Here is a 16,923-nt window from a genome sequence, read left to right as displayed (position 1 = left end):
CCTCTCAAAATAAAGATAGTAATTCCTCTCCTTTATCACATATTTCCTGTTGAGAAGGGCACTCTGTTTTCCCAGTCCAATTAATTAAGCCTTTTCTAATTAAACAATTACATTTATCCTTACCAGTTAATTCATTAAGTTCTTCTCCGGTCCAAGGAGATGGCTTATCGCTAAGCATTATTTCTTTCAATCGATCAGAAAAGGACTTATTTAGTTCATCATAAACTTGAACTGACTGAAGAAAATCCTCAAATGCCTCCGATTTATTATCAAAATTTCTTTTTTGTAATTCTTTATAAAAAACACCTCTCATAAATTTTGTACAATTGATGGCTTCAGAATTAGTAAATGGTTTCAACTTTTCACTTAAGTATTCCCGATTTTTCACTATTGATTCTAAGGATAATAACCTTTTTTCTAGTTCTTTAATCTTACCAACTGAAGATAAATGAGTATTTTGAATATCCTCATCAGACAAGGAATTGGTAACCAAATCAGTAATATGTTCTGTTAGACTCTTTCCCGACATCATTGCCTGCCGCTTAACTCTAATTAATAAGTCTTTTGAGATCTTTATATTAAACTGACTTTTAGTCATCTATTGATGAAACATGACTAGATTAACTATAATCATTTCTTTAATAATAACAATAATACGTTATGGAAATAGATCTCCTTCGAATAGTAACTTTATTTTTCTATATCAAGTGATCTCAATGTTCCACTTTAGTTCACTTTTTAATTTAGAAGTTCCCACGAAACTCCCTCTTACTGGCGCTACTAATTCAGACTTTGAAGAAGAAGCCAAAGCAATATAATTATGATTAATAAGTCCGAAACCACTTGGGTCAAAACCTCTCCATCCAAAACCAGGTATAAAAACCTCTGTCCATGCATGAAGTTCATATTTATCAGGAGGTTGTTCCATAAATTGATATCCACTGACAAAACGACTTGGTATACCTACACATCTACAAGTTTCCATCAACAATATTGCTAAATCCCTGCAAGAACCAACTCTCTCGCTCAGAGTCCTTCCAGAAGTCCATGCTGGCCCCATATGCCTTGGAGTATATTTAACTCTATCTTTAATTAATTCAATTAATTGATATAAAAAATCCAATACATTATTATTTATACCGACTAAAGCCTCTTGGGCAATTTTAATAGCGGCTGGATCATGCTGACCATTAGGAAACCATCCTTTAATAAATCCAATCAATGAATTATTAGATTCGATTTTAAAAGGCAAACTTAAGTCATATTCATTTTTAAACTTATATAAATCAGGGTGAATCTTTGTTTCTATATCACTTTCTGCTTTTATGGTAAGAGAATTTGTATAACCAGTAAAAATCACTTTAAAGATATCATCTCCATTTTCTGAAAGAAAAGGAAAAATATCGTTTGACGAGGGTATAATTTGAAGATCAAATTTAGATAATTCCTGAAAACTATTAGACCTTGGTTTAAGACAAATTAAATGCTCTTCAAGTGATACAGGGGTTTCATAAGTATAAACTAATGTATGAATTATTTTCTTTTTCATTCTTCTAAAGATTCAACATCATATCTTTTATCATTTCTAAAATAAATACCATGTATGAGATCATGCAACTTATTTAAATCAATTTGAAGACTATCAATAGCTTCATGTAAGCCATCTTTGATTAAGTGATCGATTCTTACAAAGCTCCATTTTGAGAGCAATAATCCTATTAAACATTCAAGATCATTAGGTTTTTCAGATATAGGAGAGTTTTGAATCTTCACTAAAGATTCTTTGATACCTTCAAGACAAAATCTAACTGACCTTGGAAAGATAGGATCCAATAACAAAAAGCTAGCAATTGCATTTGGGCTTATTGATCCTTGCTCAGATATCCTAAACATTTGATAAGCTCCCGCTGATCGCAATAAAGAAATCCACTGAAGTTCGTCCAATGCTCCTCCAAGTTCTTTTAGATTTGGTAAAAGTAAAAAATATTTTACATCTAATATCCTAGAAGTTTTATCAGCTCTCTCAATTAATCTTCCTAATTTACTAAAATCCCACGCAATATCATGACTAAAAGTAGCATCAGTGACTCCATAAAATAATTGACAACCTCTTCTGATTTCAAATAATTGTTCTTGAGCAGGTTGAAGCCAGATCACCTCACCTTCTTGAATACTCCAATATAAACTATTAATTTGTTCCCACATTTCAGAGGTAATAACATCTCTTATTTGACGAGCATTTTCTCTTGCCATGCAAATACAACTTAAAATGCTATTAGGATTTTCTCTATCTTTAATAAGGAAATTTGTTACATCACTAGGAGTCTTATGTATATAAATTTCATCAAACTTCTTTCTATCTCCACTTGCGTCGACTAAAGGCAACCAAGGCTCTGCGCTCCCAGGAGGACAATCTAGTGCCATAGACTCACTTACCTCAACAAATCTAGAAATATTTTCTGCACGTTCAAGATATCTGTTAATCCAATAAAGTGATTCAGCGACTCTGCTAAGTAGCATTTTAATTATTTACTAACGACCCAAGTATCTTTGCAGCCTCCTCCTTGAGATGAATTAACAATCAAAGAATCTCTTTTCAAGGCTACTCTTGTTAACCCGCCAGGGCTTACCCAAGTACCCTTTCCTCTAAGTACATAGGGTCTTAAATCGACATGGCAGGGGTAAACTTCCCCATCGCTAAGGGATGGAACTGTAGATAAATCCAATGTTGGTTGCGCTATATAATTTCTTGGATTAGCTTTTATTTTAGCTGAAAACTTATCAATATCTATTTGGGATGAATGTGGACCAATTAACATTCCGTAGCCGCCTGCTTCAGATACACTTTTTACAACTAATTTATCAAGGTTTTCTAATACAAAGCCAAGGTCACTTGATCTCGCACAAACATATGTTTTAACATTATTAATTATTGGTTCCTCTTTTAGATAATACCTAATCATTTCAGGCACAAAAGTATAAATTAATTTGTCATCTGCTAGACCTGTACCAGGGGCATTTGCTATGGCCACTCGACCTTTTCTTAATACATCAATAAGACCTGGAACCCCCAGCATTGAATCTTTTCTAAAGAACTTAGGGTCTAAATAATCATCATCTATTCGACGATAAATTACATCAACTTTTTTAATACCAGAAGTAGTTTTCAAATAAACATTTTGATTCTGACAAACTAAATCACTTCCTTCAACTAATTGAACTCCCATTTGTTGAGCTAAGTAACTGTGCTCAAAATATGCACTATTAAAAACTCCAGGAGTCAATAGGACAACTTTTGGAGTATCCGTCCAAACTGCTAATTCCTGGAGTGATTTCAACAAATATGAAGGATAATCATCAATAGGCCTGACAACTCTTCCATTAAAAAGGCTCGGAAAAATCCTTTTCATAACTAACCTATTTTCCAAGAAATAAGCAACACCTGAAGGGCAGCGAAGATTGTCCTCTAAAACAAGCCACTCGCCTTTTCCATCTCTAATAAGATCAAGTCCAGAAACATGACACCATTTCCCTAAGGGTAGAACAATGTCCTTCATCTGAGGTCGCCATCCATCGGAGCTCTCAATGAGATCTATTGGAATAATTCCATCTTTAACTATTTGTTGTTTTCCATAGACATCAGCTAAGAACAAATCTATTGCTTCGAGTCTTTGTATAAGTCCCCTCTCTAAATCTGACCATTCTGAAGAACCAATTACTCTTGGAAGAGGATCAAAAGGGAGGATCCTTTCAGAATCTCTGTTACCAGAATCATTGAGACGAAAAGTTGCTCCATGGCGAAGAAGAAGCTTCCTTGCTATTCCATGACTTATGTTCAATTGATCTAAACCCATCTCGCCTAAAGACGAAAGTAAAGGCTCTAATGAAGATCTCGGTAAAAAATCCTCTGAAGAAAAGTATTCATCATATCCCTTTTTAGGTTGATAATTTTTAAACATATCAACCTAAAAACCTGATTTAAATATGATTCAAGTCATTCGATAAGCAAGTATCTAAAAATACAAAAAGTGCTTTAAAGTCCTTCATTGACTTATATATGTATATTTAAATACACTTTAGAAAACTGAAATTAAAAATTAATTATCGTGAATATTTCAAAAAAATGCCAGAGATGATTAACCTAAACTAATTATTGAAGATCAAAAAAGAAAATTCATAAAAGAAATCCTAAATTATTATTGACTGTTATCAATAAATCTATTAGAGAGCAAGGCAACTTATCTTATAAGAAAAAATTATTCACACCAATAGCTTTACTAATTGCTATCAGCAAAAATCTGGTGAGTTTACCCATCCGACATCTTTGATTTAGAAGCTAAATTCCGTCTGTCAGATTTTTTATCTGATCTTATTTATTGCTCTTTCGGGCAAATACTTAACGCTCTTTTTCATGACCACTATTCAGCAGCAGCGTTCTTCGTTGCTCAAAGGTTGGCCACAATTCTGCGAGTGGGTTACTTCCACCAACAACCGTATCTATGTCGGTTGGTTCGGTGTATTGATGATCCCTTGCCTTCTTGCGGCAACAACTTGTTTCATCGTTGCATTTATCGCTGCTCCTCCAGTTGATATCGACGGTATCCGTGAGCCAGTAGCTGGTTCATTCATGTATGGAAACAACATCATTTCTGGTGCTGTTGTTCCTTCAAGTAACGCTATCGGCCTTCACTTCTACCCAATCTGGGAAGCAGCAACTCTTGATGAGTGGCTATATAACGGTGGCCCTTACCAGCTTGTAATCTTCCACTTCCTTATTGGTATCTGTGCATACATGGGACGTCAGTGGGAGCTTTCATACCGTTTAGGTATGCGCCCATGGATCTGTGTTGCTTACTCAGCTCCTGTATCAGCAGCTTTCGCTGTATTCCTTGTTTACCCATTCGGTCAGGGTTCATTCTCTGATGGTATGCCTCTAGGAATCTCTGGAACATTCAACTTCATGTTCGTTTTCCAGGCTGAGCACAACATCTTGATGCACCCATTCCATATGGCTGGTGTAGCAGGTATGTTCGGTGGTGCTTTGTTCTCTGCAATGCACGGTTCTTTGGTTACTTCATCACTTATCCGTGAGACCACAGGACTTGATTCTCAGAACTATGGTTACAAGTTTGGACAAGAAGAAGAGACATACAACATCGTTGCAGCTCATGGCTACTTCGGTCGTTTGATCTTCCAATATGCAAGCTTCAACAACAGCCGTAGTCTTCACTTCTTCTTGGCTTCATGGCCAGTGATTTGTGTTTGGTTGACATCTATGGGCATCTGCACCATGGCGTTCAACTTGAACGGTTTCAACTTCAACCAGTCTGTAGTTGATACTTCAGGCAAGGTTGTACCAACCTGGGGTGATGTACTTAACCGTGCAAACCTTGGTATGGAAGTAATGCACGAGCGTAATGCTCACAACTTCCCACTTGACCTAGCAGCTGCTGAGTCTACTTCTGTAGCTCTTGTTGCACCTGCAATCGGTTAAGTCTTTAACTTGATTTTTTTAAAGCCCTCTTTTAGAGGGCTTTTTTTTGCCTTTTTTTGGATATATGATTTGCTTTAGTGGTTTTAAAACATTGAACAAAACCCCTAAATTCAAATAAGTGCTATGAAATACAAGCAAACAAATAGTTTTTTTAACCCTAGGGAAATTAGCCAAGCAAGAACTTAATATTTGTTGCCCATTGAATAAAGATTGGCTAGAAACAGTATCAACAAATACTTTTTTGGCTTCGACCCATGATTAATGAGAACCTTGTAGAAATCCTACTCGCCGCAATTCTTGTATCAAACACCTATGACAAGGATCAACCTGTAATCAAATGGGGGGGGATAATAATAGCTGTTGCCGGTATAGCATCAGCTTTATTTGCTTAAACTTTAAAATCTTTGAATTTGATATAATTCAAATAAATCAAAATTTTTAACCTGAGCTGCAAAAAATTTGCAGCTTTTTTATTGATTAAATCGAAACTACTTAATACTGCAATTACTCTTTGGAAGTAGGCGCAGCTACTACTGCTGGCTTATCTCTTCTTAAAGTCAATAAGGATTTTATTTTTGGATCAACCGCTGCATGAAATTTTAGAGATATTACTAGCTATACGCGGTGAAGATGATTTCCTAAATCAAAGAAGTAAAGAAATTAATTACCTTGATAAATGTTTGTCTCTATCAAATCCCTTTGGTCGATTTAGCGCAAGATTAATAGGTTATATTTATAAGTTTATAGATAAGAGAAAGATTACCAAAATAAGGTTTTGATCAATCGCAAGTCTGCTCTTTTTAGACCTTAATTTCTCAGAAATAAACTATAAATCCGTTGATAGCAAAAGATATTTGATCTAAAAAGTAGAATACAAGTCTATTTAATATTGATATCCCTTGGCCTAACTGAATGCTATACGTTGAATAAAAACTCCTATACATCAAGTCATAGCAACTTATTTGAGCGATAATTTAGGGTTAGACCAGTACAACAAAATGTTAGACCGTTTTTGAGATAATCTGAGACTACTCACTCAAATACATTTTTTAGATAAAATATATTTTTAATCTTGGACATGGGAACGTTAGACGCTGTCTATAAAAGCTATCAAATTGAAACTAGTTTAGAAATAGAGCCTTTTAATAGATACATAGAAGTTTATGGAGTCAAAATAGCTGGCTTGAAAGCAACAGGAGGAAACGTTGCTGTAGAAGATGAATTTATAAGAAAGATAGCTCAAACAACAAAATTATTACTCAACCCAGAAGACACTTCGATTGATTCAGGCTCTCAAATTAAAGCTATTAAACATTTAAAAACTATAAATACCCTACAAAGAATAGGAGTTGAGGAAATGGATTCGTACACTCCTTTGCTAAACGGAGATAATTATTCAGGATGGGACATAACAAATGATAAGCATAGTCTTACCGATTTCATATGGCAATTCAACCTTTCTGGTGATTCGGACAAAACAGCTAACAGTCAAATAACAGAAGTGCTTGAACATTTACTCCATACACTAGTTAGATTTGCTTTACCAGGTGCGTACCCAGCTCAATTTCTATTTATTGAAGATAGAAGCCCTGAGTATGGAGGGGATGTCTCAAAAGAGGAGCCAATATTATCTGGTTCGCTTTATGAAGCAGCAAAAGAAGCTATTAATAATGGGGTTTTTGATGCTTCAAGCTACAACCATATGGGAGAGGGTAGTTTCAGATACTGGAAAACAGTAATGGTTGAATATCAATATGCTTTAACCTTTGCAGAATGGGGATATATTGAAAAATATTCAGGCAGTCTTGATCCAGAATGGTCAGATAATTACTTAACTCCCGACAAGATTAAGGAAGGAAATCCTTTAGGACATAGCTTATATGAAAACTATATTAAGAAAGTAATTAGTAAGCCTTCCAGCAAGGAACTGGAAAAAATTTTCAAAGAAAACAACCAAGGGCTTTCTGGATATATCGCAAATACTGGGAGCAGTTTAAACGATGAGCTTACTGGTAGTAGTAGCAATGAAACTTTCTTCGCGTCAGAAGGCTCCGATACAATTAATGGTGAAGGAGGTAACGACACTTCAGTTTATTCTGGAAAGTTTTCTGATTATTCCTTTACAAGAGAAGTCAATTCATTAGCCATTGCCGATCAAAGAACAGGTACTAATGATGGGACAGATAATCTTTCAAATATTGAATACATTCAGTTCTCAGATCAAAAAGTAGAAGAATCAAAAGTAGACGTTGTTAAAACATATAGCGGTAAATTTAGTGATTATAAATTTTATAATAAAGGCAATGGTGTCTATCAGATCAAAACAGATTCTGGCTATGACGATATTACTGGCTTTCCCTTATTAACCTTTACGGGAGAAGCCACGACAAGTTCCTTTAAAGACATTAGTGCCATTACTGATATCAAAGGAACGTTTGATCAAGTCACTGGTTTAAATACAGATTCAGGGCGTATGTTCCGTTTATACAACGCATCATTTAAACGATTACCTGATTCAGATGGACTTGCTTATTGGATTGATAATTTCAGTTCAGGACGTAATAGCATCAGAGTCGTTGCATCATCATTTTTAGGTTCAGCTGAATTTGCTGAACGTTATGGAGACAACGTTTCTGATTCAACCTATGTGAATACTCTCTATAAAAATGTTCTTGGACGTGATGCAGATGCTGGAGGCTTGAACTACTGGTTGGGGCAATTAAATAGTGGGGCTGAAACTCGATACGAAGTTCTTCTAGGATTCTCTGAATCAGCAGAAAACAAAACCCTCTTTACTGAAATGACTGGGTTGGGATGAAGATAGATGTTTTTAGCACTTTCACCAAAATGAAATAGCTTTATTTGCTTCAAAAACGCAAGATTCAATCTCGTCCGTCTCAAAAGCCAGCCTTTTTCGTCTCAAAAGTTAGACTAAGTTGTTAGACCAAGCGTTAGTCTAACTCCTGAGGACCCTTGATATGACTAACTTTTTAGACGTTGAATAAAAACTCCTTAGCGTCCAGTTATAGCAATTGATTACAAGCAAAAATCATGGTTAGACGTAAGTTAGAAGAGTAGAAGGAAGTTAGAATAGAACCAGACTGAATCTTTAAAGCATTTAAGCCTTGAATTGGCATCCATTGCTTAAAGAATTGATTAAACCTTCGAAAATCAAAAATATGAGTTTTCAACCTTTTACCTTCCTTTGAATTAATCGATACAATAAGAATTCAAAAGGTAAACACTATCTAATAGAGCTAGATCAACTAGTAAGGTTGGCTGAAATAAAAAATTAAATTTAAAGTTTATCAATGAAATTCAAAGAATACCTTACGAAAAAGAATATTTTGATTAGCTTACTAGCCTTATTTTTAATAGGTTTAGTAAACAATTTATATAGAGAGCGTATTAATCCAGAAAAATCTACAGCATATAAAAGAGCAAAGAAAAAACTTGATCCAGATTTATATCTTACTTATAGATTGACTGACAGAATACTAGAGTCAAATCAAATAAAAAGACCCATAAGAGTAGCTGTTAGGAAAGGGGCTTTTTGTGATATGAATGATCAAGCTTGTCAGGCTTTACAATTACTTCCAGACATAGATAAGTCAACAAATTTTGATATATGGGCAAGACAAGTTGTTAATACAATGGCTGGGAGTCCAAATGCAATCGCTTACAGCAATAGCGGAACACTGTTTTTAAATATTCCCCTAATGAAAGATTTTATGGGGAAGCCAACTCAATTAGCTTGTGTGATTTCCCATGAATTAGCTCACATAACACAAAATCATTCTGAGGAACAACAAAAAGAACAGTTAAAATATGATTTAGAAGCATCTAAACAAATATCTAATAGAGTAAAACAATTACATGATAGCCAAACTGGTGCTTATGTAATGGCAGCTATATTTGGAGGGATGGCATCTGCTTACTCTGGCGACAATAGTTCAATAAATCAAGTCTCAACTCAAATACAATTTGATAGATTAGCAGCTCAAATGGCTGCACCAGAGATTGGTAAAATAGCACTTAATTATTCACCAGTTATAGGTAAATCTATCAATGAAACGAAGGGATTAGCACCTGAATATTTAAAGAAAGCTTTTAAAAGTATTGATAGTTATCTAAGAGATAGCAGCCTAAAGTTATTGGCATTTAGTCGAGGTCATGAATACGAGGCTGATTTGTTAGGACTTAAATATGTCGCCGCAGCTGGATTCAACCCAGAAGAATGTATAAAAGTAGCATCAGAGACTATGCCTCACGATCAAGATAAAATCATTGCTCGTTTACTTCCAGAAGGCACTAATGATCCAGGGAAAGAGGATGTCCCTATTTTCATAAATAAGGAGGAAGAAAAAGATATCTCAAAAGATAAGTGTGACAAAATAGGTTTAAAAGGAAAAGAGAAATTGGATTGTATAAAAAAAGATAGGAGAGCAAGATACTGTGACCCTAATTATGATGACTGTGACGAATTTAAAAGTACAAAAAGGAGAAAGACAGAAAAGGTACCTGAAGCAGTCATGGAAATGTTAAGTACTCACCCGAGTTGGGAAAGAAGAGCGAAGGCAATTAAATTAGAACTTAAAAATAAAAAGTTATTTAATAATTTAAAAAGACAAGGAAAGATTGCAAGAGAAAATAAAAAGATGAGAGACTGGAAATATGATGAAGATAGTAATAGTGTTGTTATTTCTGGTGTCCTAAAATCTCCAAAAGATGTAGGTAGAGAAGATACTGGAACCACTGGAATTGACGTAGATAAATTTCTTGATTAACTAAACAAAATTTATTCTTAATTATGTATTTCTTATTAATCACCTCTCTAGTTTTTATTACATCAGTTCCATCAGATATTGTTCTCGCTCATTCAACTCATCATGGCGAAATAACTAACAAGACTATTTTTCATGCTTGGTGGGATGAAGAAGATGAAGATTGCATTATACGATTTCTCCCCAAAACCTCTTCATCAGAAGCATCTTTCCAAGTTAACGATGGGATTCCAATTTCTAAAGACCAAATCCTAGAGATTTATAAAGAGAAAAAATATCGAGGAGCATTTCGTTCAAAAGCCTATATCTATCATCTGACATACAAAGATGAAAAATCAAAAGTCTCGACCTCAAAAATTATTTTTATAGATAAAAATACAAGTATTAAATTTGAGAAAGCATTAGAACAATTTGGTATCTAAAAAGTTAGAACAAAGTTAGAATAGCCATAAAAATCGCTGAAAACCCTTGCTATAACTGGACGCTTATACGTTGAATAAAAACTCCTTAGCATCCAGTCATGCCAGTTGATTACAAGCAAAAATCGTGGTTAGACGTAAGTTAGAAGAGTAGAACGAAGTTAGAACGAATAAAACCCTATTTAAATTCTGAAAAGCGATGATAAACCTTATTCACTTCTAGGAACAATTTTTTTTTATCAATGAACTATCTATAAATTCATACGTAAAAGAAAGAATAATTCCTCTAGGAATAAAGTTAGCTTTGAGCCAATCAGGGCAAGGCTTCTTGGGATAAAACGTATCAACCGCTACATTTTTATTAAATTCTATTTCTCTGTACTCGCGGAAAACGGTATCAACAGCTACACTTTTTTTACGTTCGTTCCTCTTTCGGAATGCATGTTTGGGTAACAGGGAACGGGGTTACCTTTACTGAGAAAACGTCATGAATCACCTTGCTTTAATAAGAAAGGGTCGTAACAAAAAGGATCTAATTCATAAAGCAGAATTGCTTTTAGCTTCGAAGCCTAGTCATACAAATCCTGCTGAGTTAAATATTCGATTGGTAACGCAAAAAACAAAAAGAAAAAATTTACATCAAGCAGAATTGCAGATGGCTACGAGATGTACTAGAACTTCTTCTGCTTATTTGAATAGTCGTTTAGCCGCAAAAAGGGCTCACGAAAGGAGGCTTCATAAAGCACAAATAATCTCAATGATTAAATAAATTATTAATCAGCAAAAAATCCCTATAAAATCCAAACCAAAAGTTAGAACGAAGTTAGAATAGGAGCCTATTGAGAACGCTGAGAACCCTTGGTATGAATGGACTGCTATACGTTGAATAAAAACTCCATAACGTCTCCTTCGTTCACAACATATTCTTTCCCCTCACTTCTTAACCAACCATTATTTCGAGCTTCACCTAAAGATCCTGCTTCAAGTAGTTTTTCATATGAAATTGTTTGAGCTCGAATAAATCCCTTTTCAAAATCTGTATGAATTACCCCAGCGGCTTGAGGAGCTGTCATCCCATCAGTAATAGTCCAGGCTTTAGTTTCTTTTTCTCCCGTGGTGAAATAAGTGCTTAAACCCAATAATCGGTATGTAGCTTTAATCAGACTAATCAAACCTCCTTCTTCAACTCCCAAACCATTTAAATAATCATCTCTTTCCTCCGCCCCCAATTCAATTAATTCAGCTTCTACTTGCGCTGAAATCTTTACACATTCAGAACCTTCTTTCGTTGCCAGTGTATTTACTTCTTCTGAAAAGGGATTACCAGTCGCAAGCTCATCTTCCCCAAGATTAGTTGCATAAATAATCGGTTTTTCTGTTAACAATCCTAATGGTTTGATTAATTTTTTTTCTTCCTGAGTTAATGAAACACCTCTAACTGCGTTTTCATTTTCTAAGGCTTCGCACAATTTTTCCAACACCTCATCTTCTAACTTTGCTTCTTTATTAGTACCTATTTGTTTTTTTAATCTAGTTCTACGTTTTTCAATCTGATTCAAATCTGATAATGCTAGTTCTAAATTTATTATCTCAATATCTCTTGATGGGTCTACTGATCCAGAAACATGAATAACATCATCATCGCTAAAACATCTAATCACATGAACTATTGCATCCACTTCCCTTATGTTTGCTAAGAATTTGTTGCCCAATCCCTCCCCTTTACTAGCTCCCTTAACAAGACCAGCTATATCAACAAATTCCATTCGAGTTGGAATGATTTGCTTACTATTACTGAGTTCACCAAGCAAATTCAAACGTTGATCGGGTACTGAAACAGAACCTACATTTGGTTCAATCGTACAAAAAGGAAAGTTTGCTGCTTGAGCTTGAGCATTCGCGACAAGAGCATTAAATAAAGTGGACTTTCCAACATTTGGGAGTCCTACAATTCCGGCCTTAAGCATTGAAATGGGTCTTTGAAAGAAGCCAGCTGATTAATTTGACTAAATTAAACCCAATAGTGCCCATTAACAGCGAAAATATAGTTATAAATCTCCAAAGGGAAGTTTTTAAACTTTTTATTTAATTCATAAAACTTCTAAAACTCTTGAGCACTTGATTTTCACAAAATGATCTGGCAAAACATCAAAAAGAAAAAAATTTTAGGCCTCATTGCACTTTCAGTTTTAAGTGTTGGTGGAATTAGTTTTAAACTTTCACAAGGGAATGGATCTAATAAAGACGTAACTGAATTTACGATTTCAGCTGAAAGCGGCAGCTTGCCTGGATTGATAACAGCAAGTGGTGAATTAAAAGCAAATAAAAGCGTAAATGTAAGTCCAAAAAGACAAGGAATACTTGATGAGATTTTTGTGGAGGAGGGAGATCAGGTTAAGAAAGGAGATCTAATTGCAAAAATGGATTTTGGAGACCTGGAATTTAGAATTGACGAAATAAAAGCTAATTATGAGACTCAAAAAGCTAGTTACCTAAGAAGGAAGATGCTCTTCAATGAAGGTGCCATAAGTGCCGAAGAGTATGAAGAATATAAAAATAGATTTTTAAGCAGCGAAGCTAAATTCAAACAAATAGAAGTCGAAGAAAACGAAACAAAAATAAGAGCACCATTTCAAGGAGTAATAACAAGCAGATACGCAGTCCCTGGGGCATTCGTGACCCCTACAACCTCTGCATCTTCGTCAGGAGAGGGGGGGGCAACAAGTTCATCAATAGTAAAACTTTCTCAGGGCCTTGAAATAGTTGCAAAAGTTCCTGAGAGTGATATAGGAAGAATAAAAACGGGACAAGAAGCCACAATTAGAGTCGATGCTTTTCCTGATAAGAGTTTTAAAGCAGTTGTTTCCAAAATTTCTCCAAGCGCCATCAAGAATAACAACGTAACTTCATTTGAAGTTACGTTGTTATTAAGTAATAAGCCTGAAGATTTACGTCTGGGTATGACTTCTGATATCAACTTTCAAACGGGAGCGACCAAAATCAATACACTTATTCCAACTGTCGCAATTGTCACGGAAGAAGGAAAAGCTGGAGTACTTGTAGTTGGAAGCAACAATCAACCAACATTTAAAAAAGTTGAATTGGGTACAAGTAGTGGTAGTAAAACTGCAATAATATCTGGATTAGAACCAGGAGAGAAAGTTTTTATTGATCTTCCTCCTTGGGCTAAAAAAAGGAAAAATTAATAAATTAATCTCATCATGAATGTTTCATGAAAGAAATAAAAAATCCAACATTATTATTGGTTGATGGCCACTCTTTAGCTTTTAGAAGTTTTTATGCTTTTAGCAAAGGAGGCGAAGGAGGTCTTACCACAAAGGAAGGATTCCCTACAAGTGTCACCTATGGTTTTCTAAAAAGCCTTTTAGATAATTGCAAATCTATCGTGCCTAAAGGAATCACAATTGCTTTTGATACCGCTGAGCCAACATTTCGCCACAAGGAAGATCCAAACTACAAAGCAAATCGAGATGTAGCACCAGACATATTTTTCCAAGATTTAGATCAGCTTGAAGAGATTCTCAAAGAAAGTCTAAATCTATCTATATGCAAAGCCCCAGGATATGAGGCTGACGATGTCTTAGGAACACTCGCCAATGATGCCGCTGATAAAGGATGGAGTGTCAGAATCCTTTCTGGCGATAGAGACCTATTTCAATTGGTGGATGACAAAAGGGATATCGCCGTCTTGTACATGGGTGGAGGTCCTTATGCAAAAAGTGGGAATCCCAAACTGATTAATGAAGAGGGAGTTAAGGAGAAACTTGGAGTCAATCCAAACAAAGTCATAGATCTGAAGGCCTTAACTGGTGATAGCTCAGATAATATTCCTGGCGTCAAAGGAGTTGGTCCAAAAACAGCAATAAATCTTTTAAACGAAAACAATGATCTTGATGGAGTATATAAATCACTCCAAGAGCTAGAGAAAGAAGGTGAAAAAGCTAAACGAGGCGCTATAAAAGGAGCAGTAAGATTAAAGCTAAAAGCAGACAAAGATAATGCATATCTCTCAAGAAAACTTGCAGAAATATTAATTAAAATTCCTATAAATCCAAAAATTAATCATAACTTAGAAGGTATTAACGAATCAAAACTAACTGAAAACCTTGAAAAACTTGAGTTACATAGTTTATTAAAACAAGTTTCAACTTTTAAAGCTCTATTTTCTAAAGAAGGGTTATCAGAACAAGATAATAATAGCTCATCAAAAGAAAGTAAGATAGTTCATAATAAGAGCGCGAATATTGAACCAACTAGTCTTAATGAAACAAAAGAGATTCCTCAGATAGAGCCTAAGATTATAAATAATCTAGAAGAACTTAATAATTTTGTTGAACAAATAATGAAGCATACAGATGAAAATAAACCAATAGCAATTGATACCGAAACAACCAATTTGAATCCTTTTAAAGCTGAACTTGTTGGCTTGGGATTTTGTTTTGGTGAATCATTAAAAGATATAGTTTACATACCAATTGGTCATAAAAAGAAAGAAGCCGATTTAATAGAAGTTAATAATATAAATCAATTAAAGATTGAAGAAGTTATCTATGCACTTCAGGAGTGGTTCTCTAGCAATGAAAATCCTAAAACCCTACAGAATGCAAAATACGACAGACTGATATTGCTAAGACATGGAATTATATTAAATGGAGTTGTAATTGATACTTTACTTGCAGATTATATATGTGATGCAACTCTTAAGCATAGTTTAGATGAAATTGCTTATAGAGAATTTGGCTTTAAGCCCAAAAGTTTTTCTGATGTTGTCAAAAAAGGAGAAGACTTCTCTTCTGTGGACATTAAGTCTGCAAGTATATACTGCGGAATGGACGTTTATTTAACAAGAAAATTAGCAATCATTTATATTGAAAGGTTAAAAAGTACAAGTACGAAATTAATAAAATTACTCAAAGAAGTTGAACAACCACTTGAGCAGGTTTTAGCGGAAATTGAATCCACAGGCATCATTATTGATACACCATATCTAAAAGATCTATCCTTAGAGTTAACAAAAACATTAAGAACTATCGAGGAGGAAGTTTATAAGATTGCAGGAAATGAGTTTAACCTTTCATCACCTAAACAATTAGGTGAATTACTTTTTGAAAAACTTGATTTAGATAGGAAAAAATCAAGAAAAACAAAAACAGGATGGAGTACAGATGCAGGTGTATTAGAAAAGCTGGAATCAGACAATCCAATAGTAAAAATGATCATTGAACATCGCACTATAAATAAGTTGCTTAATACTTATGTAGATGCTTTGCCTCAGCTTATTGAAAAAGAAACGGGAAGAGTACATACAGATTTCAATCAAGCCGTAACCGCTACTGGAAGGTTAAGTAGCAGCAATCCAAATCTCCAAAATATCCCTATCAGAACTGTATTTAGTAGACGAATAAGAAAAGCTTTTCTTCCACAAAAAGATTGGAAACTTCTAAGCGCAGACTATTCACAAATTGAACTTCGTATACTCACACATCTTTCAGGTGAAGAAGTACTAAAAAATGCTTATTTAAAAAATGAGGATGTCCACTCTTTAACAGCAAAAATTTTATTTGAAAAAGAAGCTATCGACGCCGATGAAAGAAGAATAGGAAAAACAATAAATTTTGGGGTTATTTATGGTATGGGGGCTCAAAGGTTTGCAAGATCAACGGGCGTTTCATTAATAGAAGCAAAATATTTTTTAAGTAAATTCAAAGAACGTTATCCAGCCGTTTTTAAATTTTTAGAATATCAAGAAAGACTTGCCCTTAGCCAAGGGTTTGTTGAAACATTGCTAGGGAGAAGGCGTTATTTTCATTTCAATAAAAATGGGCTTGGAAGACTTCTGGGAACTCCACCAAATGAAATTGATTTAACTACGGCCAGAAGAGCAGGCATGGAAGCACAACAATTAAGAGCCGCAGCAAACGCACCTATTCAAGGCTCAAGTGCAGACATAATTAAGCTAGCAATGATTCAATTGCATGCCGCTTTAAGAAAGACAGGATTGGCAGCGAAAATTCTACTTCAAGTGCATGATGAACTCGTGCTAGAAGTTGATCCCAAAGATTTAGAGGAAACAAAACTCCTTGTCCAAAACACTATGGAAAATGCTGTAAAACTTAGTATCCCTCTTATCGTTGAAACTGGCGTTGGAGTAAATTGGATGGAGGCAAAATAGTTGCTGACAAATTCAATAATTTCTCACATTTTT

13 protein-coding genes are annotated in these 16,923 nt (G+C 34.8%); 8 read left to right on the top strand and 5 right to left on the bottom strand.

All coding sequences use genetic code 11. From position 1 onward, the window contains the following. Positions 1-4: 4 nt before the first annotated feature. From SIB75_RS03305 to SIB75_RS03290, 4 genes are all read right to left on the bottom strand, one after another. Positions 5-598, bottom strand: a complete 594-nt coding sequence (locus tag SIB75_RS03305) for a hypothetical protein (protein WP_413684060.1) — start codon at positions 596-598, stop codon at positions 5-7. Between the two features lie 105 nt (positions 599-703). Continuing rightward, on the bottom strand, positions 704-1,549 hold the full coding sequence (locus SIB75_RS03300; RefSeq protein WP_413684058.1) for a transglutaminase family protein: 846 nt from the start codon (positions 1,547-1,549) through the stop codon (positions 704-706). Then, the gene (locus SIB75_RS03295; protein WP_413684056.1) at positions 1,546-2,520 is read right to left on the bottom strand and encodes an alpha-E domain-containing protein; all 975 of its coding nucleotides are present in this window, start codon (positions 2,518-2,520) and stop codon (positions 1,546-1,548) included. The genes SIB75_RS03300 and SIB75_RS03295 overlap by 4 nt, the downstream gene beginning before the upstream one ends. Before the next feature lie 5 nt (positions 2,521-2,525). Then, positions 2,526-3,959: a circularly permuted type 2 ATP-grasp protein gene (locus tag SIB75_RS03290; RefSeq protein WP_413684054.1), complete on the bottom strand. Its 1,434-nt coding sequence runs from the start codon at positions 3,957-3,959 to the stop codon at positions 2,526-2,528. A gap of 452 nt (positions 3,960-4,411) precedes the next feature. Between SIB75_RS03290 and psbA the strand changes: the two genes are divergently transcribed. The 6 genes from psbA to SIB75_RS03260 all read left to right on the top strand — a co-directional run bounded on the left by psbA (position 4,412) and on the right by SIB75_RS03260 (position 11,466). Then, positions 4,412-5,494, top strand: coding sequence for a photosystem II q(b) protein (gene psbA / locus SIB75_RS03285; protein WP_413683101.1), 1,083 nt, complete (start codon positions 4,412-4,414; stop codon positions 5,492-5,494). 254 nt (positions 5,495-5,748) lie between these two features. Beyond that, the gene (locus SIB75_RS03280) at positions 5,749-5,886 is read left to right on the top strand and encodes a hypothetical protein (protein ID WP_413684053.1); all 138 of its coding nucleotides are present in this window, start codon (positions 5,749-5,751) and stop codon (positions 5,884-5,886) included. Positions 5,887-6,572: 686 nt separating this feature from the next. Further along, a complete protein-coding gene (locus SIB75_RS03275) occupies positions 6,573-8,312 on the top strand; it encodes a DUF4214 domain-containing protein (protein ID WP_413684052.1) in 1,740 nt (579 codons plus the stop codon). A 493-nt stretch (positions 8,313-8,805) separates the two neighbouring features. Continuing rightward, positions 8,806-10,281: a M48 family metalloprotease gene (locus tag SIB75_RS03270; RefSeq protein WP_413684051.1), complete on the top strand. Its 1,476-nt coding sequence runs from the start codon at positions 8,806-8,808 to the stop codon at positions 10,279-10,281. Between the two features lie 23 nt (positions 10,282-10,304). After that, a complete protein-coding gene (locus tag SIB75_RS03265) occupies positions 10,305-10,700 on the top strand; it encodes a hypothetical protein (RefSeq protein ID WP_413684049.1) in 396 nt (131 codons plus the stop codon). A 484-nt stretch (positions 10,701-11,184) separates the two neighbouring features. Next, on the top strand, positions 11,185-11,466 hold the full coding sequence (locus tag SIB75_RS03260) for a hypothetical protein (RefSeq protein ID WP_413684048.1): 282 nt from the start codon (positions 11,185-11,187) through the stop codon (positions 11,464-11,466). Between the two features lie 106 nt (positions 11,467-11,572). On the opposite strand, the gene ychF is transcribed toward SIB75_RS03260, so the two are convergent. Beyond that, a complete protein-coding gene (ychF, locus tag SIB75_RS03255) occupies positions 11,573-12,664 on the bottom strand; it encodes a redox-regulated ATPase YchF (RefSeq protein WP_413684047.1) in 1,092 nt (363 codons plus the stop codon). Between the two features lie 165 nt (positions 12,665-12,829). Between ychF and SIB75_RS03250 the strand changes: the two genes are divergently transcribed. Beyond that, positions 12,830-13,903, top strand: a complete 1,074-nt coding sequence (locus SIB75_RS03250; protein WP_413684045.1) for an efflux RND transporter periplasmic adaptor subunit — start codon at positions 12,830-12,832, stop codon at positions 13,901-13,903. A gap of 26 nt (positions 13,904-13,929) precedes the next feature. Next, positions 13,930-16,890 (top strand): DNA polymerase I, encoded by a 2,961-nt coding sequence (polA, locus tag SIB75_RS03245; protein ID WP_413684044.1) that lies wholly within the window; start codon positions 13,930-13,932, stop codon positions 16,888-16,890. Positions 16,891-16,923: the final 33 nt, after the last annotated feature.

The organism is Prochlorococcus sp. MIT 1011, from assembly GCF_047305235.1.
Taxonomy (GTDB): Bacteria; Cyanobacteriota; Cyanobacteriia; order PCC-6307; family Cyanobiaceae; genus Prochlorococcus_B.
The sequence above is the reverse complement of the archived record's forward strand: the minus strand, read 5'-3'. Positions and strand labels throughout refer to the sequence as shown.

Excerpts from the sequence above, each read along its gene's own strand:
- SIB75_RS03305 (WP_413684060.1), bottom strand. The coding sequence starts at position 598 with ATGACTAAAAGTCAGTTTAATATAAAGATCTCAAAAGACTTATTAATT.
- SIB75_RS03300 (WP_413684058.1), bottom strand. The coding sequence starts at position 1,549 with ATGAAAAAGAAAATAATTCATACATTAGTTTATACTTATGAAACCCCT.
- SIB75_RS03295 (WP_413684056.1), bottom strand. The coding sequence starts at position 2,520 with ATGCTACTTAGCAGAGTCGCTGAATCACTTTATTGGATTAACAGATAT.
- SIB75_RS03290 (WP_413684054.1), bottom strand. The coding sequence starts at position 3,959 with ATGTTTAAAAATTATCAACCTAAAAAGGGATATGATGAATACTTTTCT.
- psbA (WP_413683101.1), top strand. The coding sequence starts at position 4,412 with ATGACCACTATTCAGCAGCAGCGTTCTTCGTTGCTCAAAGGTTGGCCA.
- SIB75_RS03280 (WP_413684053.1), top strand. The coding sequence starts at position 5,749 with ATGATTAATGAGAACCTTGTAGAAATCCTACTCGCCGCAATTCTTGTA.
- SIB75_RS03275 (WP_413684052.1), top strand. The coding sequence starts at position 6,573 with ATGGGAACGTTAGACGCTGTCTATAAAAGCTATCAAATTGAAACTAGT.
- SIB75_RS03270 (WP_413684051.1), top strand. The coding sequence starts at position 8,806 with ATGAAATTCAAAGAATACCTTACGAAAAAGAATATTTTGATTAGCTTA.
- SIB75_RS03265 (WP_413684049.1), top strand. The coding sequence starts at position 10,305 with ATGTATTTCTTATTAATCACCTCTCTAGTTTTTATTACATCAGTTCCA.
- SIB75_RS03260 (WP_413684048.1), top strand. The coding sequence starts at position 11,185 with ATGAATCACCTTGCTTTAATAAGAAAGGGTCGTAACAAAAAGGATCTA.
- ychF (WP_413684047.1), bottom strand. The coding sequence starts at position 12,664 with ATGCTTAAGGCCGGAATTGTAGGACTCCCAAATGTTGGAAAGTCCACT.
- SIB75_RS03250 (WP_413684045.1), top strand. The coding sequence starts at position 12,830 with ATGATCTGGCAAAACATCAAAAAGAAAAAAATTTTAGGCCTCATTGCA.
- polA (WP_413684044.1), top strand. The coding sequence starts at position 13,930 with ATGAAAGAAATAAAAAATCCAACATTATTATTGGTTGATGGCCACTCT.